The following is a 19,730-nucleotide window of genomic DNA, read 5'->3' on the forward strand; positions in this document are numbered from 1 at the left end:
GCCGCCGCGCCCGCCGCCTCCCCCGAGCCCACCGACTCCAACCCCGGCTACGTCACCCCGCTCGTGCGCAAGCTCGCCGGCGAGAACGGCATCGACCTCTCCACCCTGACGGGAACCGGAGTCGGCGGCCGCATTCGCAAGCAGGACGTCCTCGACGCGGTCGAGGCCGCCAAGTCGGCTCCGGCCGCCCCGGTCTCGGCGCCCGCCGCCGCAGCCGCCAAGGCCGCGCGCACCCCGCTCGAGACCTCGCCCCTTCGCGGCACCACGCAGCCGATGTCGCGCCTGCGCAAGGTCCTCGCGCAGCGCGCCGTCGAGTCGATGCAGACGAGCGCCCAGCTCACCTCGGTCATCGAGGTCGACGTCACGGCGGTCGCCCGCTTCCGCGACTCGGTCAAGAAGAGCTTCCAGGAGAAGACCGGCGCCAAGCTGTCCTTCCTCCCGTTCTTCGCCCTCGCGGCGGCCGAGGCGCTCAAGGCCTACCCGGTGATCAACTCGACCCTCGACGGCGAGTCGATCGTCTACCCGGACCACGAGAACATCAGCATCGCCGTCGACACCGAGCGCGGCCTGCTGACCCCGGTCCTCAAGAACGCGTCCGAGCTGAACCTCGCGCAGATCGCCTCCACCATCGGAGACCTGGCCGAGCGCACCCGCAACAACAAGCTGAAGCCCGATGAGCTCGCCGGCGGCACCTTCACGCTGACCAACACCGGTTCACGCGGGGCCTTGTTCGACACTCCCGTCGTGTTCCTGCCGCAGACCGCGATCCTCGGCACCGGCATCGTCACCAAGAAGCCGGCCGTCGTGCAGGTGGACGGTGCTGACGCCATCGCGATCCGCTCGACCGTCTTCCTCGCGCTCTCGTACGACCACCGCACGGTCGACGGAGCCGACGCGGCGCGCTTCCTGGTCGCGATCAAGGAGCGCCTCGAGGAGGGCTCGTTCGAGAACGACCTCGGCATCTAAGACGCTCCCCCTGAGCGCGCCTCTCACGAGGCCGCTCCGGTGTAGACGTCGCGGATGAGCCAGCCGGCCTCCGTCCTGATGATCAGGACGGAGGCCGCTGTCGTCCCCGGGGCCGTCCGGAGGTGCACGACCGCCGATGCCCCGTTCACGTCGACGAGGACGGCCGACGCCTCCCCCGTCGCCGGGACAGCGGAGGCGGGGCCGTCCGCTGCGTCACCGAGCGGCGAGTCCGCCGTGACCAGACCGCGGGCGCACCCCCGGTCCCCGCACGCGCGCACCGCGTCGATCAGCACCTCCGCCGCCTGCTCGGCGTCGAGCGCGGCCGCCGCGACCGGAGCGGGCGGTGCCGCGGTCGCCACCGCCGGCGGAGTCGACCGAGCCGGAACGGGCGCGGCTGCGGTCGACGCCTCCGCATCCTGCACCTGCCGACCGGGCCCGCCCGCGAGCGATCCGGCGAGCACCGCTCCCAGCACGATCGCCGTCCCGACGGAGAGCGGTCCCCGACGCCGGACGACGAACGCCCGGAGGCGGTCCTGCCAGCCGTCGAGCGGATGGACCCGCCGGTGCCGGGCAGCCGGAGCAGGCACCGCCTCCCGACCCCGTGCACCCGCGCCGGACGTCGGCAGCGCCCGCACCGCCTCGCCTATCCCCTGCGGATCAGCGAGTCCGTAGAGGTTGCCCTCCAGCGCCAGCAGGTCGCGGTGCCGCGCGAGGGCGGCGACCGGCAGCTCCGGGCAGAGCATCCCGAGGCGCTCCAGAACCTGCTGCAGCGCGTCGCGCGCCGCACGCGGGGTGTCGACGGCGGGCGTCGTCAGCAGCAGCAGGGGCCGACCCTCCTCCGTCAGGCCGATGTCGTCCGTCGTCGGAGCCAGCCATGCTCCCTCGAGGGCGGCCGAGCGGACCGCGCCCACCACGGGGGCGAGGAGGGTGACCGCGGCGCCGAGTCCGATCCCCCGCTCGACCCGCAGGAACCTCTCGAGCGTGGCGACGACGGGAGGGGCGGTCGAGACGATGCACCTCCTCGGAGACGACTCCACCCGGACGATGCGCTCGCGGTGGCGGTGCTCGGCGAGCCGAGCCACCGGCGACGCCTGCAGCGCCTCGGCCTCCCGCGGCCGCATCGTCCGCTCGGCCGGCGGTGCGGCACCCGGTGCAGGCGTCCGCCGCCTCCCCGTCCGCACTCCGCCGATCCTCCGGCCCTGGACCGTCCCGCTGCTCGTCATGAGGCGAGCCTGACCGCAGACCGAGGCGGAGGACGCCCGTCTATCCCGATCGGTGGACGGATCGGCGCGCGTGCCCTCTGTGGAGGAGTCCGATCCGCGTCCGGGGTCCGCCGCCGCGCTCCCGCTCGGTATCCTTGACGTCATGGCACGCAGCACGGAACCGTCGACGAAGGCGGTCAAGGAACCCGGACGTCTCAAGCAGATGTGGCAGGTGTTCCAGATGACCCGCCGCTACGACAGCAGCGCCGTCTGGATCATCCTCCTCGCGCTCCTGCTCCCGATCCTGCTCGGCGTGCTCCTCGGCATCCTGCTCAGCAACGGCAACGGCTTCGTGATCGCGCTGTGGATCATCGTGGGCGTGATGGCCGGCCTGGTCGCCGGACTCGCCGTGCTCTCGCGCCGCGCCGAGCGCGCCGCCTACGGGCAGATCGCCGGGCAGCCCGGCGCGGTCGGCGCCGTCCTGCGCAGCGGACTGCGCGGCACCTGGACCGGCGGCGAGATGCCCGTCGCCGTCAACGGCAAGACCCAGGACGCCGTCTACCGCGCCGTCGGCCGCGGAGGCGTCGTGCTGATCGCGGAGGGCCCCGCCTCCCGGACCAAGCGCATGCTCGAGGACGAGCGGCGCAAGGTGGCGCGGATCCTGCCGAACGTCCCCGTCACCTTCGTGCACGTCGGCTCCGACGCCGATGCGACTCCACTGCACAAGGTGCCGAGCCGCCTCTCGAAGACGAGGAAGGTCCTCACCAAGGCCGAGGTCCTCGCGGTGAAGAACCGGCTCTCCTCGCTCAACACGTCGCTGCCCATCCCGAAGGGCGTCGACCCCTTCAAGGTGCGCCCTCAGCGATCGCGCTGACGCACGACGCGACAGGCCGGTCGGGATCTCTCCCGGCCGGCCTGCTTCGTCTGCGGCGCGAGTCAGTAGCGGACGAGAACCGTCCCGGCCACCTTGTCGTGGAAGCCGCGCTGGTCCGAGTCCCAGACGAGCGCCGGCACCAGCACGGCCAGCAGCACAGAGCGCACGATCGGGCGCCACACGCCGACCCAGCCCCCGCCGAGACGGATGACGCGCATCCCGAGCAGGCGGTGCCCGATGCTGCCGCCGATGGTGGGGATGAAGACGACCTGCAGCAGGACGAACAGCAGCAGGCTCGCCCAGCGGTCGTAGTCGAAGAACGCGAGCGACAGCAGAGCGGCGACGGCGAAGTCGACGGCCAGGGCGGCGATGCGGCGGCCGGACCGTCCGACCGAGAGGCGGCCCTCTCGGGGGAGGCCGAGACGCTCCCCCGGGTACGAGCTCGGGGCGGCGTCGGCGAAGGTCCTGCGGTCGGCGGCTGGCATCCTCCGATCCTATCCGCGGCGTCTCGGAGCGGACCGAGGAGCGGGTGGTCCGGCAGACGACGTGGAGCCCGACCCCGGACGGGCCCCGTAACATGTCGGAAACAACAGGGACACGGTGGGGAAACCCCCCGTCACTACCCTGGAACGGCTGCGCTCTGCAGCACCCCGTCACGCCATTGGAGACCTTTGCATGTTTAAAGATTCTTCCGAGGTGCTCTCGTTCATCAAGGACACGGACGTCAAGTTCCTCGACATCCGGTTCACCGATCTCCCCGGTGTCCAGCAGCACTTCAACATCCCCGCCTCGACTGTCGATGAGGAGTTCTTCTCCGTCGGTCAGCTCTTCGACGGGTCCTCGATCCGCGGATTCGCGAACATCCACGAATCGGACATGCAGCTGATCCCTGACGTGACCACCGCCTACGTGGACCCGTTCCGCGTCGAGCGCACGCTGATCCTCGTCTTCGACATCTACAACCCGCGCAACGGCGAGATCTACTCCAAGGACCCGCGCCAGGTCGCGAAGAAGGCCGAGAAGTACCTCGCGTCGACCGGCATCGCCGACACCGCGTTCTTCGCCCCCGAGGCGGAGTTCTATATCTTCGACGACGTCCGCTACGAGATCACGCAGAACTCCGCGTTCCACTCCGTCGACTCGGTCGAGGGCGCCTGGAACTCGGGACGCGTCGAGGAGGGCGGCAACCTCGGCAACAAGACGCCCTACAAGGGCGGCTACTTCCCGGTGAGCCCCGTCGACAAGCAGGCCGACCTCCGCGACGACATCTGCCTCAAGCTGATCGACGCCGGCCTCATCCTCGAGCGCTCGCACCACGAGGTGGGCACCGGCGGCCAGGCCGAGATCAACTACCGCTTCGACACGATGGTCCACGCGGCGGACGACATCCTGAAGTTCAAGTACATCGTCAAGAACACGGCCGAGCAGTGGGGCAAGACCGCCACGTTCATGCCGAAGCCGCTCTTCGGCGACAACGGCTCGGGCATGCACACCCACCAGTCGCTGTGGAACGACGGCACGCCGCTCTTCTACGACGAGAACGGCTACGGCGGTCTCTCGGACCTCGCGCGCTGGTACATCGGCGGCCTGCTCAAGCACGCTCCCGCCGTCCTCGCGTTCACGAACCCGACGGTCAACTCGTACCACCGCCTGATCCCGGGCTTCGAGGCGCCGGTCAACCTGGTCTACTCGGCCGGCAACCGCTCCGCGTCCATCCGCATCCCGATCACCGGCACGAACCCGAAGGCCAAGCGCATCGAGTTCCGTGCGCCCGACGCCTCCGGCAACCCGTACCTCGCGTTCGCCGCCCAGCTGATGGCGGGCCTCGACGGCATCAAGAACCGCATCGAGCCGCACGAGCCGGTCGACAAGGACCTCTACGAGCTGCCCCCCGAGGAGGCGAAGCTCATCCCGCAGGTCCCCGCGACCCTGGGCGAGGCGCTCGACGCCCTCGAGGCCGACCACGACTTCCTCCTCCAGGGCGGCGTGTTCACTCAGGAGCTCATCGACACCTGGATCGAGTACAAGCGCGAGAAGGAGATCAAGCCCCTCGCGCAGCGTCCTCACCCGTTCGAGTTCGAGCTGTACTACGGGGTCTGATCCCGCAGCACTGCCGAAGGGCCGTTCCTCCTCGGAGGGGCGGCCCTTCGCCGTCCCCGGCGCGCGGGCGTCAGCGGTAGGAGGGAGCGTCTCCCGCGGCCGGCCCGTAGAACAGGCGCTCGAAGACCGCGCGTGAGCGGCGGGTCACGCCGAGGTAGTCGTCCTCGAGCGCCGTCGCGGACCCGGCCGGGTACTCCAGCAGGCGCGCGACGCCCTCGAGCTGCCGGCGGTCGGTCGGGAGGACGTCGCTGGTGCGGTTGCCCCAGAGCGTGGTGCCCGAGCGGACACGGGACGCGAGGATCCACGCGGCACGCAGCCGCTCCGCGTCCTGCGGGCCGACCATGCCCTCCTCCTCCGCGACCGCGAGGGCGGTGAGGGTCGAGGTGGTCCGCAGCGCCGGGGTCCGCCGCGCGTGCTGCAGCTGGAGGAGCTGCACCAGCCACTCGACGTCGCTCAGCGATCCACGGCCGAGCTTGAGGTGACGGCGGGGGTCGGCGCCCTGCGGCAGACGCTCGCTCTCGACCCGTGCCTTGATCCGCTTCACCTCGCGGATGTCGCGGTCGGAGACCGCTCCCGGGTAGCGGACCCCGTCAGCCAGCTCCTCGAAGTCCTCGATGAGCGCCTGGTCCCCCGCCACTCCCCGCGCCCGGAGCAGCGCCTGCGCCTCCCAGGTCAGCGACCAGCGGGCGTAGTAGGCGCGGTAGGAGTCGAGGGAGCGCACGAGGGGCCCGTTCTTGCCCTCGGGCCGCAGGTCGGCGTCGAGGTCGAGCGGCAGGCGGGAGTCCTCCGTGAGCCGGACCAGCTCGGCGACGACGAACTGCGAGTAGAGCTGGGCCTGGTGCGGCTCGGCGGTGCCGGGTCGCTGGACGTACATCACGTCGGCGTCGGAGCCGAAGCCCAGCTCCGCTCCCCCGTACCGGCCCATGCCGATGATCGCGAACTCCGCGTCGGCGCCGGGCCGGGTCGCACTGCCGCGCCGGATGGCGGCGAGCACGCCGCCCAGCAGTGCGCTGATGATGTCGGTGAGGCTGGTCGCGATCTCCTCGATCGAGCTGAGACCGAGCACGCCCCCCATGGCGGTCCGCAGCACCTCGCGCCGGCGCATCGAGCGGAGGACTGAGGCGACCGCGTCGGGCGTCTCGTGCCGGGCGAGCACGGCGCGCACCTCCTCGGCGAGCTGGGCGGCGCTACGGGGGCGGAGGGCGTCGTCGTCCTCGAGCCAGGCCGCCGACTCCGGGATGCGGTCGAGCAGCTCGCCGACGAAGCGCGATCCGGAGAGCACCGTGGTGAGCCGCTTGGCGGCTCCGGACGAGTCGCGCAGCATCCGGAGGAACCAGGGCGTCCCGCCCAGTGCGTCGCTGAGGCGCCGGAACGCGAGCAGGCCGTAGTCGGGGTCCGGTCCGTCGGCGAACCACTGCAGCATCACCGGCACGAGGTGGCGCTGGATGCTCGCGCGACGCGAGACGCCCGAGGTCATCGCGGCGATGTGGCCGAGCGCCCCGCGGGCGTCCGCGAAGCCGATGGCGGCGAGGCGCGCCTCCGCCTGGCCGGTGGACAGCTCGGCGCCGCCGTCGGAGAGCGCGGCGACCGCGGAGAGCAGCGGACGGTAGAACAGGCGCTCGTGCAGGCCCCGGACGCGGTGCTTGATCCCGTTCCAGACGCTCAGCAGCTCCTCCGCCGTGCGGGCGAGCCCGCTGGAGCGGGCGAGGGTCCGCAGCTCGTGCTCGTCCCGCGGCATCAGGTGCGTGCGTCGCAGGCGCCGCAGCTGGAGGCGGTGCTCGAGCAGCCGGAGTGCTCGGTAGTCCTGCGCGAACTCCTCGGCGGCGGAGCGGCCGATGTACCCGCGGTCGGCGAGGGCGCCCAGGGCGAGCAGAGTCCCGGGCATGCGGATCTCGTCGTCGGTCTGCCCGTGGACGAGCTGGAGCAGCTGCACCGTGAACTCGATGTCGCGCAGGCCGCCGGGCCCGAGCTTGATCTGGTAGTGGACGTCGTTCTGCGGGATGTTCTCGGTGACCCGCTCCCGCATCCGCTGCACCGACTCGACGAAGTTCTCGCGGGAGGCGCTCGACCAGACCTTGGGCGCGACCGCGTCGACGTACGCCCGCCCCAGCTCCTGGTCGCCGGCGAGCGGACGCGCCTTGAGCAGCGCCTGGAACTCCCAGCTCTTCGCCCACCGGTCGTAGTAGGTGATGTGCGACTCGAGGGTGCGCACGAGCGCGCCCTGCTTGCCCTCCGGGCGCAGGTTCGGGTCGACCTCCCAGAGCTCCGGCTCCATCGCCAGCGCAGAGGTTCCGCGCATGAGGAGCACGGCGAGCCGGGTGGCGACGTCGATCGCACGGGCGTTCGTCAGCTCCTTCTCCGGGTCGCCCTCGGCGACGAAGATCACGTCGACGTCGCTGACGTAGTTGAGCTCGGACGCTCCCGCCTTGCCCATGCCGATGACGGCGAAGCGGGTGGCGGCGACCTCGTCGCGGCCGAAGCGACCCGGGCCCGCGCCCTCGACCAGCTCGGTCCGCGCCACGGCGAGGGACGCCTCCAGCGCGGCTCCGGCGAGGTCGGCCAGCGCCCTCGTCACCCGGTCGATCGCCGCGACGGGGTCGGCCTGGCTCAGGTCGTGGACGACGATCCTGGTGAGGAGGCGGCGGTACCGCACGCGCAACGCCGTCCAGCCCGCCTCCTCCCGGAGCGACGAGAAGCCGTCGACGGCGCCGACCGACTCGAGCAACTCGGCCTTCATCTCGGCGCGCCCGGGGAGCGTGCGCACCGGCTCGAGCACGCTGGCCAGCTCGTCGGGCCGGCGCTGGAGGAAGTCGGCGAGGCCGGAGGAGGCCCCCACCACCAGAAGCAGCCGGGTCAGGGCCTCGTCGTCGGCGAGGACCGCGTCCATGCTGTCGCGGTGCCGTCGCAGCAGGTCGATCAGAGCGAGCAGCGCCTCGTCCGGGTCCGCCACCCGGGCGAAGGAGGGCAGCACCGACTCGAGCTGCCGCCCGGCCAGCTCCTCCGCCTCGGCCAGCCGTGCCCCGGTCTCGCCGAGCGCGGCGAAGCCGAGGCGTGCGACATCGCGGAGGGAGCGTTCGCGGGGCATGGCCGAGGCGTCAGAGCATCTCGAGATTGCTGCGCAGCTCGTACGGCGTGACCTGGGCGCGGTACTCGGCCCAGTCCTTCCGCTTGTTGAGCAGCACGAAGTTGAACACCTGCTCGCCCAGCGTCTCGGCCACGAGCTCGGACTCCTCCATCAGCGAGATGGCGCGGTCGAGGCTGGCGGGCAGAGCGCCGTAGCCGAGCGCCCGGCGCTCCGCGTCCGAGAGGGCCCACACGTTGTCCTCGGCCTCGGCCGGGAGCTCGTAGCCCTCCTCGATGCCCTTGAGCCCGGCCGCCAGGAGCAGCGAGTACGCCAGGTAGGGGTTCGCCGCGGAGTCCAGCGCCCGGTACTCGATGCGCGACGACTGCCCCTTGTTGGGCTTGTAGAGCGGAACGCGCACGAGGGCGGACCGGTTGTTGTGGCCCCACGAGACGTAGCTGGGCGCCTCGTCGCCGCCCCAGAGCCGCTTGTAGGAGTTGACGAACTGGTTCGTCACGGCGGTGATCTCGGGGGCGTGCTTGAGCAGGCCCGCGATGAACTGACGGCCGAGCTTCGAGAGCTGGTACTGGGCGCCCTGCTCGTAGAACACGTTCACGTCGCCCTCGAAGAGCGAGAGGTGGGTGTGCATGCCCGAGCCGGGGTGCCCGGAGAGCGGCTTCGGCATGAAGGTCGCATAGACGCCCTGCTCGATCGCCACCTCCTTGATCACGGTGCGGAAGGTCATGATGTTGTCGGCCGTGGTGAGCGCGTCCGCGTAGCGGAGGTCGATCTCGTTCTGGCCGGGGCCCGCCTCGTGGTGGCTGAACTCGACCGAGATGCCCAGATCCTCCAGCATGCGCACGGAGCGGCGGCGGAAGTCGTGCGCCGTGCCTCCGGGGACGTTGTCGAAGTACCCGGCGGAGTCGACCGGCTCCGGACCCTCGGCGCCGAAGGACGACGACTTGAGGAGGTAGAACTCGATCTCGGGGTGCGTGTAGAAGGTGAACCCGCGCTCGGCCGCCTTCGCCAGCGTGCGCTTGAGCACGTTGCGCGGGTCGGCGACGGCGGGCTGGCCGTCGGGCGTCGTGATGTCGCAGAACATCCGCGCCGTCGGGTCGATCTCTCCGCGCCACGGGAGGATCTGGAAGGTCGACGGGTCCGGATGCGCGAGGACGTCGGCCTCGAAGGAGCGGGTGAGGCCCTCGATGGCGGAGCCGTCGAAGCCGAGCCCCTCCGCGAACGCGCCCTCCACCTCGGCCGGCGCGATCGCGACCGACTTCAGCGTGCCGACGACGTCGGTGAACCAGAGGCGAACGAATTTGATCCCTCGCTCTTCAATGGTGCGAAGAACGAAGTCCCGTTGCTTGTCCATCCAGACCCCTCCTGTTTCGACCCTCAGGCTACTGCCTCCGACCGGGGCCCGCGGGGCGCCCGAGGCGCGCCGTAGACTGGCGCCCATGTCAGCGCAGCCCGTGAAACGCGTTCGAACCCGCCACTTCCAGAACGCGAAGGACTCCGGTGTCCGCATCACCGGGCTGACCAGCTACGACCAGCTGACGGCGAAGATCTTCGACGACGCCGGGATCGACTTCCTCCTCGTGGGCGACTCCGCCGGCAACACGGTGCTCGGCTACGACACCACTCTGCCCGTCACCGTCGACGAGCTCATCCCGCTGGCGCGCGCCGTCGCAGGAGCCGTCGAGCGCGCCTTCGTCGTCGCCGACATGCCCTTCGGCTCCTACGAGTCGGGTGCCGACGACGCGCTGCACACGGCGTTCCGCTTCATGAAGGAGACGCACGCGCACGCGGTGAAGCTCGAGGGCGGGGTCCGCTCCGCCGAGCAGATCCGGCGCATCGTCGAGGCGGGCATCCCCGTGATGGCGCACATCGGCTTCACGCCGCAGAGCGAGCACGGGCTCGGCGGCCACATGGTGCAGGGGCGCGGCGAGGGCATCGAGCAGCTGCTCGCCGACGCGCGAGCCGTCCAGGAGGCCGGGGCGTTCGCCGTCGTCCTCGAGATGGTGCCCGCGGACGCGGCACGTCAGGTGACGGAGGAGCTGCGCATCCCGACGATCGGAGTCGGAGCGGGACCGCACGTCGACGGACAGCTGCTCGTGTGGACGGATTTCGCCGGATTCACCACCGGCCGCATCCCCCGCTTCGTGAAGCAGTACGCGGATCTGCGCGGCGTGCTCACCGGAGCGGTCACCGCGTACCGGGACGACGTGGAGTCCGGCGCCTACCCCGGCGCCGAGCACAGCTACGAGTAGCCGCGGTCAGCGGTCCTCGGCGGCGTCCTCCTCGGCCCATTTGCGGCTGTTCTCGTGCAGCCGCTCGAGGGCGTGCTCCGCCTCCTCGCGAGAGGAGAAGGGTCCCACCCGGTCGACGGAGGGGGACACGAATCCCTGCTCCACCGTGCCGGCCTTGAGGTTGTACCACCAGGAGTTCGCGTCGCCGTCAGCCATGCCGCGATCCTACGCCGCAGCCCGCGTCGGTCCGCACCCCCGCCCTTCGCTAGCATGGCCGCTATGACTGCTGCGGCGACCGCCATCGGGATCGACATCGGGGGAACGGGCATCAAGGGGGCCTCGGTGGACCTGGCCGCGGGCACTCTGCTCAGCGACCGGATGAAGCTCGCCACTCCCCCGGGCGGCACGCCGAAGGACATCGTCGCCACCGTCCAGCAGATCCTCGAGAGGATCCCGGACCTGCCCTCGGACACCCCGGTCGGCATCTGCTTCCCCGCCGTCGTCGTCCACGGACGGACGATGTCGGCGGCGAACGTGTCGGACGAGTGGATCGGCCTCGAGGCCGAGAAGCTGTTCGAGGACGCGATCGGCCGGAACATCTTCTTCGTCAACGACGCCGATGCGGCGGGCTACGCCGAGTCGCGCTTCGGAGCGGCGAAGGACAAGGAGGGCCTGGTCATCATGACCACCCTCGGCACCGGCATCGGGACGGCGCAGATCCACGACGGGATCCTCATCCCCAACGCCGAGCTCGGCCACCTCGAGATCCACGGCGGCGACTACGAGAAGAAGGCCTCGTTCGCCGCCAAGGAGCGCGACGACCTCGACTACAAGCACTGGGCGAAGCGCCTGCAGCGCTACTACTCCCACCTCGAGGCGCTGCTCTGGCCCGATCTCTTCATCGTCGGCGGCGGCATCTCCAAGCACCACGACGAGTTCCTCCCCCTGCTCGACCTGCGCACCCCGATCATCCCGGCGGCGCTCCGCAACAACGCCGGCATCCTCGGCGCGGCCGCGCTCGCAGGGCGGGGCTGAGTCTTTTTCCTCGGCGGTCCCCGCCCGCCGAGGCGCGGTCGGCCTCGGGAGGTGACGCGTTCCGGGGAGCGGGGTGCGGACGGCTACGGCGAAACGCTGGCACGCGCTTCGCCGGTTCGCCTGGTGCGTGGCGCCATGGCGGACGGACGTGATCAGACCTTCGGGGTCCAGTCGTTGCGGTGAGCCACGACGGGGCGGGGGCACCTGGTCCTCGGCGGTCGATCCGCAGCGGCGCCTCAGGACCGTCCTCCGGGACCGTCGCCTTCCGGACGTCGTGATGCACCGCTTCGTCCGCAGGAGGCAGCGCGAGAGATGGCATGCGCCAGTCTCAACGAGTAGCCGCGCAAGGGTGTATCGAGACCCGGGAACCGCCACCGCAGGCCGTCGCGCTGACTGCGGGCGGGAGCGCGAAGCAACCGGCGGAGACGCGAGATGCCCCGCAGGGGCGGGGCATCTCGTGGCGAAGGGGTCGGCTGATACGCCGGGTTCTGTTCACGCCGCGCCTCTCGGCGGGCGCTGGACGGCCATCTCTCTCGGAGCCACGTCGCCGTGACCCTCCAGCGGTCTACCCGAGGACCCGACGAGCAGCCGCATCGTCCTCTGTCTGACCTTGCTCCGGGCGAGGTTTACCGAGCGGACCGGATCACTCCGGCCCCTGGTGGTCTCTTACACCACCGTTTCACCCTTACCGCCGGCCGGAGCCGACGGCGGTCTGTTCTCTGTGGCACTGTCTCGCGGGTCGCCCCGGGTGGGTGTTGCCCACCGCCCTGCTCTGCGGAGCCCGGACGTTCCTCGGCACCACGGCTCTCGCCGCGGTGACGCGACCGTCTTGCCGGCCCGTTCGCCCGTCCAGTGTACGGCTCAGGCGAGGGTGGACTCCTCGCCGCGCACCAGGATGCAGCCGCTGTCGGGGCAGAGGACGACCTCGTCGGGAGCGGAGGCGCGGATCCAGGAGAGGTCCGACTCGGTGAGGGCCACGCCGCTCCCCTCCGACACCTTCCCGCGGAGGAGGGCCGCGCCGACTCCGTAGCGGGCGCGCTGCTTCTCGTACAGCTCGACCAGGTCCTCCGGAAGGGTCGTCACCAGGTCCGCCCGGTCCCGGGCGAGCGCCTCCTGCTTGCCGCGGAGCTTCTCGGCCTGCGCGTCGCGCTCCTCGGCGAGGGTCCCGAGCGAGGCGACGACCTCGTCGCGCTCGGCCTGAGCGGCGGCGACCTCGGACTCGATGCCCTCGATCCGCTCCATCAGGGTCAGCTCGATGTCCTCGAGGTCTCCCCGTCGCTTCACGAGGGAGGTGATCTCGCTCTCGAGCGCGGCGATGTCCTTGGCCGCGGATGCGGTCTGCAGGCGGTCGCGATCGCGGGTGAGCCGCTTCTCAACCACGCCGACGTCGGACTCGATGCGCCCGAGCTCGGTGCGCACGTCCTCGAGGCGCCCTGTGCGCTCGGCGAGGGAGCGGCGGGTCTCGTTGTCGCGGGCCTGCATCGCCTGGATCCGCGCGATCTGCGGGAGCGTCGCGAGGGCGTGGCGCAGCTGCGCGCCCCTCGTGTCCAGACTCGCCAGAGTCAGGAGTTCGCGCTGGTGTGCGGGGCTGGCTTTCACGTGGCGGTCCTCGTTCCCGGCGCGCAGTACGGGCGCGCCGCGTCCATTCTCCCGCGCCCGCGGCGGGTCAGTGCACGATCGCGAAATCCCACGGGTCGGTGCGGGTCTCGCTCACCTCGACGGTGACCGTGGGCAGGGCCTCCCGCAGCGCGGTCGCGGCGACGTCGAGCCACAGCCACTCGCTCGCCCAGTGCGAGACGTCGATGAGGGCGGGGCCGGTGCCGTGCAGGGCCTTCTCGCGCGCCTCGGACGCCGGGTGGTGCCGGAGGTCGGCGGTGATGAAGACGTCGCTCGTGCGGACGGCGGGGGCGTCCAGGAGCGAGTCCCCCGCTCCCCCGCAGAGCGACACGTGGCGCACGGGTGTCTCGTAGGCGCCCGCGGCCCGCACTCCCCCTGCGGTGGCCGGCAGGAGCTCGGCCACGGCTCCGGCCAGGCGTCCGAGCGTCACCTCCTCGGGCAGGTCGCCCACTCGGCCGAGCCCGATCGACGGGTCGGCGCCCGGGACGAGCGGCGTCGTGCCGGTCAGGCCGAGGCGGGTCGCGATCACGTCCGAGACGCCGTCCGCGACGATGTCGGCGTTCGTGTGGGCCGAGATCAGTGCGCAGCCGCCCCGGATGAGGTCCGCGAGCAGGCGGCCCTTGTAGCCGTCCTCGGCGATCGAGGTGACGCCGCGCAGCAGCAGCGGGTGGTGCGCGACCAGGAGCTGGTAACCGCCGTCGACGGCCTCCGCGACGGTGTCGGAGACCACGTCGACCGTGAGCAGGATCCGCTCCACCGCGGCGTCGGGGTCGCCGGTGACCAGGCCGGGCGCGTCCCAGCTCTCGGCGGCCGCCTCGGGCCAGAGACGGTCGATGACGGCGTGGACGTCGCGCAGTGAGGGCATGCGTCCAGGGTAGGGCCGCTCAGGGCGGGTGGTCGGTGTCCACGGCGCGGATCGCGGCGTCTGCGTCGGCCGCCGCGTCGAGGTCGGCTCGCAGGTGGTCGTCCGACTCCGGCACGCGGACGGTGATGCCGCTGTACCGCTCGATCTCGATCAGGCCCGCGACTCCGGAGGCGGCGAGCACGTGGCCGCCGATCCCGCCGGTGGTGTCGACGACGTGCGTGTGCAGGCCGGCGACGCTGATCCCCTGGAACGGCTGCGGGCCGACGAAGCCCAGCAGCGTGCCCTCGACGCCGGTCGGCCGGACCTCGTGCTGGTCGCGCATCGCGTCCGGCAGGCGGCGGTAGGGCTCCGCCCGCGCGATCGGCCGGCGCAGGGTCGGGGTCTCCGCCCGCGCGCGCAGGCGGACGCCGACGAAGACGTCCGGACAGGGCACGAGCGAGCGCACTGCGGCCAGTCTGCCGAGCGGCGCGATCGGGAGCCGTCGCGGCGCACGGTCGGTGGTCCGTGCTTGCCTGGGGACCATGAACGAGTACCTGCCCTGGGCCGTCGCGGCCGCCCTGCTCCTGGCCCTCCTCATCACGGTCGTCGTCGGCCGCCGACGGCGCACTGCGGCGGAAGCGGCGGCGGAGCAGACCGCGAAGGAGGCTTCGGAGGAGCACCAGCGCACGATCGCCGGGCGCGACCGGAGCCACGAGGCGGCGCTGAAGGCACTGACGCGCGCGCGCGACGCCGAGCGCGACCTCAGTCGTACCGAGCTCGAGACGGCGCAGGAGGAGGCCGAGCAGACCCGTGACGCGCTCGCCAGGACCTGGAGCAGCGAGGCCGTCTCGCACACCCTGATCCGGGAGGCGTGCGCCTCGGCGGGGTTGTCCGGCGTCCTCGCCACGAACGTCGTCTTCGTACCGGTCGAGGCGCGCACGACGCGCCGCTTCCTCGCGCAGATCGACCATCTGCTGCTCACCCGGCACGGCGCGCTCATCATCGAGGCCAAGTACTGGCAGGGGGTCGTCTTCGACGGCGTGCGACCCGGTACCGTCCACCCCTCCTACGGCGTCCTCCTCGACGAGGATGCACTGCCCGAGGCCTTCGCGGTTCAGATCGCACCGGGGACGGTGTCGCGGTGGACGGTGCGCACGCATGTCGAGCAGCACGTCCCCGCCCGGCAGGTCCGGATCCAGGCCGCGAGGCTCAAGGAGCACCTGGCCCTGAACGGTCTGCCCACGCCGTGGTTCGAGACGGCCGTGCTCTACAGCCACCCCGACGTCAGGACGTACGCGCCCGGATGGCAGGGCACGGGAGCGGCACGGACGAGGATCCTGACGGGAGTCGACGAGCTGACGGACGCTCTGGCCGATCTCGCACGGCGCCCGAACACCACGATCGGGGAGGACGCCTGGGGCGAGCTCTCCGGATTCCTCGCCGGATGCGGCGGCCATGTGGAGCCGGTCGGGCCGACCCGTGCGTGACCAGCAGGGGGACCCGGTGGCCGGACGGGCACGGTCCTGGCTGGCCTGACCGGCCTGAGCCGGACAGGACGGCGCCGGACAGGACGGCGCCCGACCCTGTAGCGCCGGGAACGACGAAGGTCCGCACTCCCGGAGGAGTGCGGACCTTTTCGGTGGATCCGAGGGGATTCGAACCCCTGACCCCCTGCATGCCATGCAGGTGCGCTACCAGCTGCGCCACGGACCCATGTTCTGTTCTGTCTTGCTTCGTGCTGTCTTGCGCTGTCTCCGCCCGGCGGAAGCAACTCGAATAAACTACAACACGATTCGCGTGAAGTGAAATCGAGTGCTGTCGCCGGGCGTGTTCGTCAATTCGAGGACGTTGACGAGTCGACGGCGACAGGCTGCTCGAGGGTGAACGGCACCGTCGGGCAGTCCTTCCAGAGGCGCTCGAGCGAGTAGTACATGCGGTCCTCCTCGTGGAAGACGTGCACGACGAGGTCGCCGAAGTCGAGGAGGATCCAGCGGCCCTCCGCACGGCCCTCGCGGCGCAGCAGCTTGGCGCCGGAGTCGTTCAGGCGGTCCTCCACCTCGTTCGCGATCGCGACCACGTTGCGCTCGGAGCGGCCGGTGGCGAGGAGGAAGATGTCGACCAGCGGCAGCGGCCCCGAGACGTCGAGGGCGACGAGGTCCTCACCGCCCTTGGAGTCGGCGGCGGTGGCCGCGAGCTGGAGCAGGGCGCGGGCGGAATCGGTCGCAGTCATGAAGCCTTCAGTGTCGGTGGTGGAGATCAGAAGATGTTGAGCACGAAGCCGCCGATGAACAGCGCGATCGCGCCGACCAGCAGGACGGCCGCGGTGATCGCGAGGACCACCGGGACGCTCACGCCGGCGCGCTTCTGCGGCGCGATCATCGAAGTGCCGGCGGCGTGGGTGGAGACGGCGCTGGACGCCCGGACCGGCTCGGACTCGCCGACGGGCTGCTCGCGGTCGATGCGGTCGACGTAGCGGTCCACATCGGGCGAGTCGTAGAGGTTCGGGTGCTGGCCCGTGGAGCCGAGGCTGCGCGGGAGGTCGAACGAGCCGGTGACGAGGATCTCCCCCGTGTCCGTGCCGACGGTCGCGCCGGGACCCGTGGTCGGCAGGATCAGCGCGTTGGTGGTGGTGACGGCACCGGTGGCGGCGACTCCGCTCGCGATGAGGGAGTCGAACGAGGCGTCCACCTCCTCCTTCGACTTGCTGTCGAGCTCCTCGGTGATGGCGAGGTGCTCGATCGGCGGCTCGAAGCTCCCGGTGATCTCGGTGGCCTTCTCGTCGGCGATGTCGAGGGATCCCCCCACCGACGCGAAGAGCGCGGTGTTCAGATGCGGCTGCTCGGGCTGCTCGCCGGCCGTCGGCTGCTCGTCGTCCGCGTCCCGCTCGTCGGAGGCGTCCGCGGACGGCGTCTCGTCGTCGGAGGAGGAGCTCTCGATCTCGGCCTCGTGCACCTCGGCCTCGTCGGCGTCCGCGGTCGCATCGGCCGCGGACTCGTCCGCCTCCTTCTCGGACGCCTCGGGGGCGTCCTCGGTGACGACGTCCTCGTCGCCCTCCGGCTCCTGCTCCGCTGCACCCTCGGGCACCGGCTCCGCATCACGGGACTCGTCGGCCGCCTCGATCACGGGGACCGCCCCGGTCGGCGGGAGCGCCGAGGCGCGGTCGAGGGCGCCCTCGACGTCGTCGGAGGGCTCGTCGTCGGACCGCTCCTCGTCGTCGGACCGCTCCTCGTCGGCGGGCGGCTCCGCCTCCGGTGCCGCGGCGACCTTCTCCGCCTGCTGCTGCGCCAGCAGTGCGCGCAGCTCCCGACGGGTCAGCTGGCGGCCCGTGGCGTTCTCGGTGGCGACGATCTCCATCGAGGAGGTGCGCAGGTCGGGCTCGCTCGCGGGGCTCGGCTCGACCGGGGTGATCCGCAGGGCCTGGGTGGGGGTCAGCACCGGCATGTCGCCGGCGGTGGTGGCGGTCGCGGTGGCAGCTCGGCGGGACGTCGTCGGAACCGCGGCGGTCGTGGCCGCACCGGCCTCGCGCCTCTCGCGCTCGCGGATCTCGCGCCGGGTGAGCGGCTTCTCCTCGGGCTGAACTGTCATGACGTGCTCCGATACAGGTGGTGCTTCGAGATGTACTGGACGACACCGTCGGGAACCAGGTACCAGACCGGATGACCCCGGTTGACGCGGCTCCGACAGTCGGTCGAGGAGATCGCCAGTGCCGGAATCTCCAACAAGGATACGTCCTGGGCCGGCAATCCCGAAACGTTGAGGACGTGCCCCGGCCGGCTGACGGCGACGAAGTGGGCCAGCTCCCACAGCTCGTCGTAGTCCTTCCAGCTCAGGATCTGAGCGACCGCGTCCGCGCCGGTGATGAAGAACAGCTCGGCGTCGGGGTGCGCGGCGTGGATGTCGCGCAGGGTGTCGATCGTGTAGGTCGTGCCGATCCGGTCCACGTCGACGCGGCTGACGGTGAAGCGCGGGTTCGACGCCGTCGCGATCACCGTCATCAGGTACCGGTGCTCGGCGGAGGTCACCGTCTTCTTGTGCCACGGCTGGCCGGTGGGCACGAAGACGACCTCGTCCAGGTCGAACGACTGGGCCACCTCGGAGGCGGCGACCAGGTGACCGTGGTGGATCGGGTCGAAGGTGCCGCCCATGACGCCGATGCGCGGACGCCGCGGGCCTCCGCTCGCGGCGGACGTCACGATCGCTGGGCTCCCCGCCTAGTGTCCGTGACCGTGCTGGTCGTGGGAGCCGGCGCCGGTCTTGTGCGAGTGGCGGTTCGCCACGTCGCGGTAGCTCCAGGTGACGAAGCCGAGGGCCGTGAAGGCGATGGCGGCGATCAGGCCGAAGACGATCGGGGGGAACGGCAGCTCCGTGTGGGCCGCTGCTTCGGCGAGGACGGTCGTCGCGAGGGACATGCAGTGCTCCTTGGAGGTCGTGGTCGCCCCGGCGGGGCTCCGACGAGTCTACCCGGACGCCGCTCGACGCCGGATCGCCGGTCCGGGCGCTAGGCGCGGACCTGTCCCGCGCCGCGCAGCAGCCACTTCGTGCTGGTCAGCTCGGGAAGACCCATGGGGCCCCGAGCGTGCAGCTTCTGCGTCGAGATGCCGACCTCGGCGCCGAACCCGAACTCCCCGCCGTCGGTGAAGCGGGTGGAGGCGTTGACCATCACGACCGCGGAGTCGACCTCGGCGAGGAAGCGCTCGGCGCTCCGGAGGTCGTTCGTCACGATCGACTCGGTGTGGTGGGTGGAGTACCGGTCGATGTGGGCCATCGCGGCGTCGAGGTCGTCGACGATCGCGACGGCGACGTCGAGCGAGTAGTACTCCGCGGACCAGTCCTCGTCGGTGGCGGGCACCGCGTCGGGCCAGAGCGCCGCGACGCGCTCGTCGCCGTGCACGGTCACTCCCGCTTCCGCGAGCCGGCCGAGCACGGGCGGGAGGAGGCGCTCGGCGGCGTCGCGGTGGACGAGGAGGGTCTCGAGGGCGTTGCAGGTGCTCGGACGCTGCACCTTGGCGTTGTGGACGATGTCCACGGCCCACTGCTCGTCGGCACTGGCGTCGAGGAAGACGTGGACGACTCCGGCGCCCGTCTCGATCACGGGGACCGTCGACTCCGTCACGACCGACTCGATGAGGCCGCCGCTCCCCCGCGGCACCAGGACGTCGACGTAGCCGCGCGCTCGCATGAGGGCCTTCGCGCCCTCGCGGCCGTGGTCGTCGACCGTCTGCACCAGCTCGGCGGGCAGGCCGACGGAGGCGACGGCCTCCTGCAGCAGCTCCACCAGGACGCGGTTCGTGTTCTCCGCGGCCGTGCCTCCACGCAGGATCACGGCGTTCCCGCTCTTGAGGGCGAGCGCCGCGATGTCGATGGTGACGTTCGGGCGCGCCTCGTAGATCGCTCCGACGACGCCGAACGGGACCCGCACCTGGGTGAGGGAGGCGCCGTTGGGCAGGTTCGATCCCCGCACCGTCTGCCCGACCGGATCGGTGAGCCCGACGACCGCGACGACGGCGTCGGCGAGGGACCCCAGGCGCGCCGCATCGAGGCGGAGGCGGTCCTGCAGGCCCGCGCTCATCCCGCTCTCGCGACCCCGCTGGAGGTCGAGCTCGTTCGCCGGGACGACGCGCGCGGCGCTCGAGCGCACCGCGTCGGCGATGGCGAGCAGAGCCCGGTTCTTGAGGTCGGTGGTCGCACTGCGGAGGGAGCGCGACGCGGCACGGGAAGCGGCGAACCGCTCGGTCAGCGCACTGCTGTCGGGGGTCGTCTGCGGCATCCGGCCAGTGTAGAG

Annotated in this window: 19 protein-coding genes, 1 tRNA gene and 1 other RNA gene; 6 read left to right on the plus strand and 15 right to left on the minus strand. The window is 71.5% G+C overall.

Going from position 1 to position 19,730, the window contains the following annotated elements; all coding sequences use genetic code 11:
* Positions 1-966 (plus strand): 2-oxoglutarate dehydrogenase, E2 component, dihydrolipoamide succinyltransferase (gene sucB, locus C5C53_RS07425; RefSeq protein ID WP_104267213.1); only part of this gene is annotated, 966 nt, incomplete at its 5' end.
* Positions 967-989: 23 nt separating this feature from the next.
* On the opposite strand, the gene C5C53_RS07430 is transcribed toward sucB, so the two are convergent.
* Positions 990-2,189, minus strand: coding sequence for a hypothetical protein (locus C5C53_RS07430; protein WP_146084655.1), 1,200 nt, complete (start codon positions 2,187-2,189; stop codon positions 990-992).
* Positions 2,190-2,331: 142 nt separating this feature from the next.
* On the opposite strand from C5C53_RS07430, the gene C5C53_RS07435 reads away from it, so the two are divergent.
* A complete protein-coding gene (locus C5C53_RS07435; protein ID WP_104267285.1) occupies positions 2,332-3,042 on the plus strand; it encodes a DUF4191 domain-containing protein in 711 nt (236 codons plus the stop codon).
* A 62-nt stretch (positions 3,043-3,104) separates the two neighbouring features.
* Here C5C53_RS07435 and C5C53_RS07440 read toward each other — a convergent pair whose 3' ends face one another.
* Entirely contained in the window at positions 3,105-3,527 is a 423-nt protein-coding gene (locus C5C53_RS07440; protein ID WP_104223667.1) for an RDD family protein, read from the minus strand.
* Between the two features lie 190 nt (positions 3,528-3,717).
* Between C5C53_RS07440 and glnA the strand changes: the two genes are divergently transcribed.
* A complete protein-coding gene (gene glnA / locus C5C53_RS07445; RefSeq protein ID WP_104223668.1) occupies positions 3,718-5,142 on the plus strand; it encodes a type I glutamate--ammonia ligase in 1,425 nt (474 codons plus the stop codon).
* Positions 5,143-5,212: 70 nt separating this feature from the next.
* Here the strand turns inward: glnA and C5C53_RS07450 are convergent, their stop codons facing one another.
* Positions 5,213-8,227: a bifunctional [glutamine synthetase] adenylyltransferase/[glutamine synthetase]-adenylyl-L-tyrosine phosphorylase gene (locus tag C5C53_RS07450; protein WP_104267215.1), complete on the minus strand. Its 3,015-nt coding sequence runs from the start codon at positions 8,225-8,227 to the stop codon at positions 5,213-5,215.
* 10 nt (positions 8,228-8,237) lie between these two features.
* On the minus strand, positions 8,238-9,575 hold the full coding sequence (locus tag C5C53_RS07455; RefSeq protein WP_068253236.1) for a glutamine synthetase family protein: 1,338 nt from the start codon (positions 9,573-9,575) through the stop codon (positions 8,238-8,240).
* Positions 9,576-9,660: 85 nt separating this feature from the next.
* Between C5C53_RS07455 and panB the strand changes: the two genes are divergently transcribed.
* The gene (gene panB / locus C5C53_RS07460; protein ID WP_104226711.1) at positions 9,661-10,473 is read left to right on the plus strand and encodes a 3-methyl-2-oxobutanoate hydroxymethyltransferase; all 813 of its coding nucleotides are present in this window, start codon (positions 9,661-9,663) and stop codon (positions 10,471-10,473) included.
* Positions 10,474-10,479: 6 nt separating this feature from the next.
* On the opposite strand, the gene C5C53_RS07465 is transcribed toward panB, so the two are convergent.
* Positions 10,480-10,668: an SPOR domain-containing protein gene (locus tag C5C53_RS07465; RefSeq protein ID WP_104223671.1), complete on the minus strand. Its 189-nt coding sequence runs from the start codon at positions 10,666-10,668 to the stop codon at positions 10,480-10,482.
* Between the two features lie 63 nt (positions 10,669-10,731).
* Here C5C53_RS07465 and ppgK point away from each other — a divergent pair, with 63 nt between their 5' ends.
* On the plus strand, positions 10,732-11,487 hold the full coding sequence (gene ppgK, locus C5C53_RS07470) for a polyphosphate--glucose phosphotransferase (protein WP_104267216.1): 756 nt from the start codon (positions 10,732-10,734) through the stop codon (positions 11,485-11,487).
* A 461-nt stretch (positions 11,488-11,948) separates the two neighbouring features.
* Here the strand turns inward: ppgK and rnpB are convergent.
* From rnpB to C5C53_RS17090, 4 genes are all read right to left on the minus strand, one after another.
* An RNA gene (gene rnpB / locus C5C53_RS07475) (RNase P RNA component class A) lies at positions 11,949-12,327 on the minus strand.
* Positions 12,328-12,348: 21 nt separating this feature from the next.
* On the minus strand, positions 12,349-13,086 hold the full coding sequence (locus tag C5C53_RS07480) for a zinc ribbon domain-containing protein (RefSeq protein WP_104257396.1): 738 nt from the start codon (positions 13,084-13,086) through the stop codon (positions 12,349-12,351).
* 67 nt (positions 13,087-13,153) lie between these two features.
* Positions 13,154-13,969: a Nif3-like dinuclear metal center hexameric protein gene (locus C5C53_RS07485; RefSeq protein ID WP_104267217.1), complete on the minus strand. Its 816-nt coding sequence runs from the start codon at positions 13,967-13,969 to the stop codon at positions 13,154-13,156.
* Positions 13,970-13,988: 19 nt separating this feature from the next.
* Entirely contained in the window at positions 13,989-14,414 is a 426-nt protein-coding gene (locus tag C5C53_RS17090) for an acetolactate decarboxylase (RefSeq protein WP_181127020.1), read from the minus strand.
* A 76-nt stretch (positions 14,415-14,490) separates the two neighbouring features.
* On the opposite strand from C5C53_RS17090, the gene C5C53_RS07495 reads away from it, so the two are divergent.
* A complete protein-coding gene (locus C5C53_RS07495) occupies positions 14,491-15,435 on the plus strand; it encodes a nuclease-related domain-containing protein (protein ID WP_104257394.1) in 945 nt (314 codons plus the stop codon).
* A 153-nt stretch (positions 15,436-15,588) separates the two neighbouring features.
* Here C5C53_RS07495 and C5C53_RS07500 read toward each other — a convergent pair.
* From C5C53_RS07500 to C5C53_RS07525, 6 genes are all read right to left on the minus strand, one after another.
* Positions 15,589-15,661, minus strand: a tRNA-Ala gene (locus C5C53_RS07500).
* Between the two features lie 121 nt (positions 15,662-15,782).
* The gene (gene rsfS, locus C5C53_RS07505) at positions 15,783-16,178 is read right to left on the minus strand and encodes a ribosome silencing factor (RefSeq protein ID WP_104223676.1); all 396 of its coding nucleotides are present in this window, start codon (positions 16,176-16,178) and stop codon (positions 15,783-15,785) included.
* A 26-nt stretch (positions 16,179-16,204) separates the two neighbouring features.
* Positions 16,205-17,533: a hypothetical protein gene (locus C5C53_RS07510; protein ID WP_104267218.1), complete on the minus strand. Its 1,329-nt coding sequence runs from the start codon at positions 17,531-17,533 to the stop codon at positions 16,205-16,207.
* On the minus strand, positions 17,530-18,141 hold the full coding sequence (gene nadD, locus C5C53_RS07515) for a nicotinate-nucleotide adenylyltransferase (protein ID WP_104223678.1): 612 nt from the start codon (positions 18,139-18,141) through the stop codon (positions 17,530-17,532). The genes C5C53_RS07510 and nadD overlap by 4 nt, the downstream gene beginning before the upstream one ends.
* A gap of 18 nt (positions 18,142-18,159) precedes the next feature.
* Entirely contained in the window at positions 18,160-18,357 is a 198-nt protein-coding gene (locus tag C5C53_RS07520; protein ID WP_104267219.1) for a hypothetical protein, read from the minus strand.
* A gap of 89 nt (positions 18,358-18,446) precedes the next feature.
* The gene (locus C5C53_RS07525) at positions 18,447-19,715 is read right to left on the minus strand and encodes a glutamate-5-semialdehyde dehydrogenase (RefSeq protein WP_104267220.1); all 1,269 of its coding nucleotides are present in this window, start codon (positions 19,713-19,715) and stop codon (positions 18,447-18,449) included.
* Positions 19,716-19,730: the final 15 nt, after the last annotated feature.

The organism is Rathayibacter sp. AY1E3, from assembly GCF_002932235.1.
Lineage (GTDB): Bacteria > Actinomycetota > Actinomycetes > Actinomycetales > Microbacteriaceae > Rathayibacter.

Coding starts and splice junctions, on each gene's coding strand:
- C5C53_RS07430 (WP_146084655.1), bottom strand. CDS start 2,189: ATGACGAGCAGCGGGACGGTCCAGGGCCGGAGGATCGGCGGAGTGCGG.
- C5C53_RS07435 (WP_104267285.1), top strand. CDS start 2,332: ATGGCACGCAGCACGGAACCGTCGACGAAGGCGGTCAAGGAACCCGGA.
- C5C53_RS07440 (WP_104223667.1), bottom strand. CDS start 3,527: ATGCCAGCCGCCGACCGCAGGACCTTCGCCGACGCCGCCCCGAGCTCG.
- glnA (WP_104223668.1), top strand. CDS start 3,718: ATGTTTAAAGATTCTTCCGAGGTGCTCTCGTTCATCAAGGACACGGAC.
- C5C53_RS07450 (WP_104267215.1), bottom strand. CDS start 8,227: ATGCCCCGCGAACGCTCCCTCCGCGATGTCGCACGCCTCGGCTTCGCC.
- C5C53_RS07455 (WP_068253236.1), bottom strand. CDS start 9,575: ATGGACAAGCAACGGGACTTCGTTCTTCGCACCATTGAAGAGCGAGGG.
- panB (WP_104226711.1), top strand. CDS start 9,661: ATGTCAGCGCAGCCCGTGAAACGCGTTCGAACCCGCCACTTCCAGAAC.
- C5C53_RS07465 (WP_104223671.1), bottom strand. CDS start 10,668: ATGGCTGACGGCGACGCGAACTCCTGGTGGTACAACCTCAAGGCCGGC.
- ppgK (WP_104267216.1), top strand. CDS start 10,732: ATGACTGCTGCGGCGACCGCCATCGGGATCGACATCGGGGGAACGGGC.
- C5C53_RS07485 (WP_104267217.1), bottom strand. CDS start 13,969: ATGCCCTCACTGCGCGACGTCCACGCCGTCATCGACCGTCTCTGGCCC.
- C5C53_RS07495 (WP_104257394.1), top strand. CDS start 14,491: ATGAACGAGTACCTGCCCTGGGCCGTCGCGGCCGCCCTGCTCCTGGCC.
- rsfS (WP_104223676.1), bottom strand. CDS start 16,178: ATGACTGCGACCGATTCCGCCCGCGCCCTGCTCCAGCTCGCGGCCACC.
- C5C53_RS07510 (WP_104267218.1), bottom strand. CDS start 17,533: ATGACAGTTCAGCCCGAGGAGAAGCCGCTCACCCGGCGCGAGATCCGC.
- C5C53_RS07520 (WP_104267219.1), bottom strand. CDS start 18,357: ATGTCCCTCGCGACGACCGTCCTCGCCGAAGCAGCGGCCCACACGGAG.
- C5C53_RS07525 (WP_104267220.1), bottom strand. CDS start 19,715: ATGCCGCAGACGACCCCCGACAGCAGTGCGCTGACCGAGCGGTTCGCC.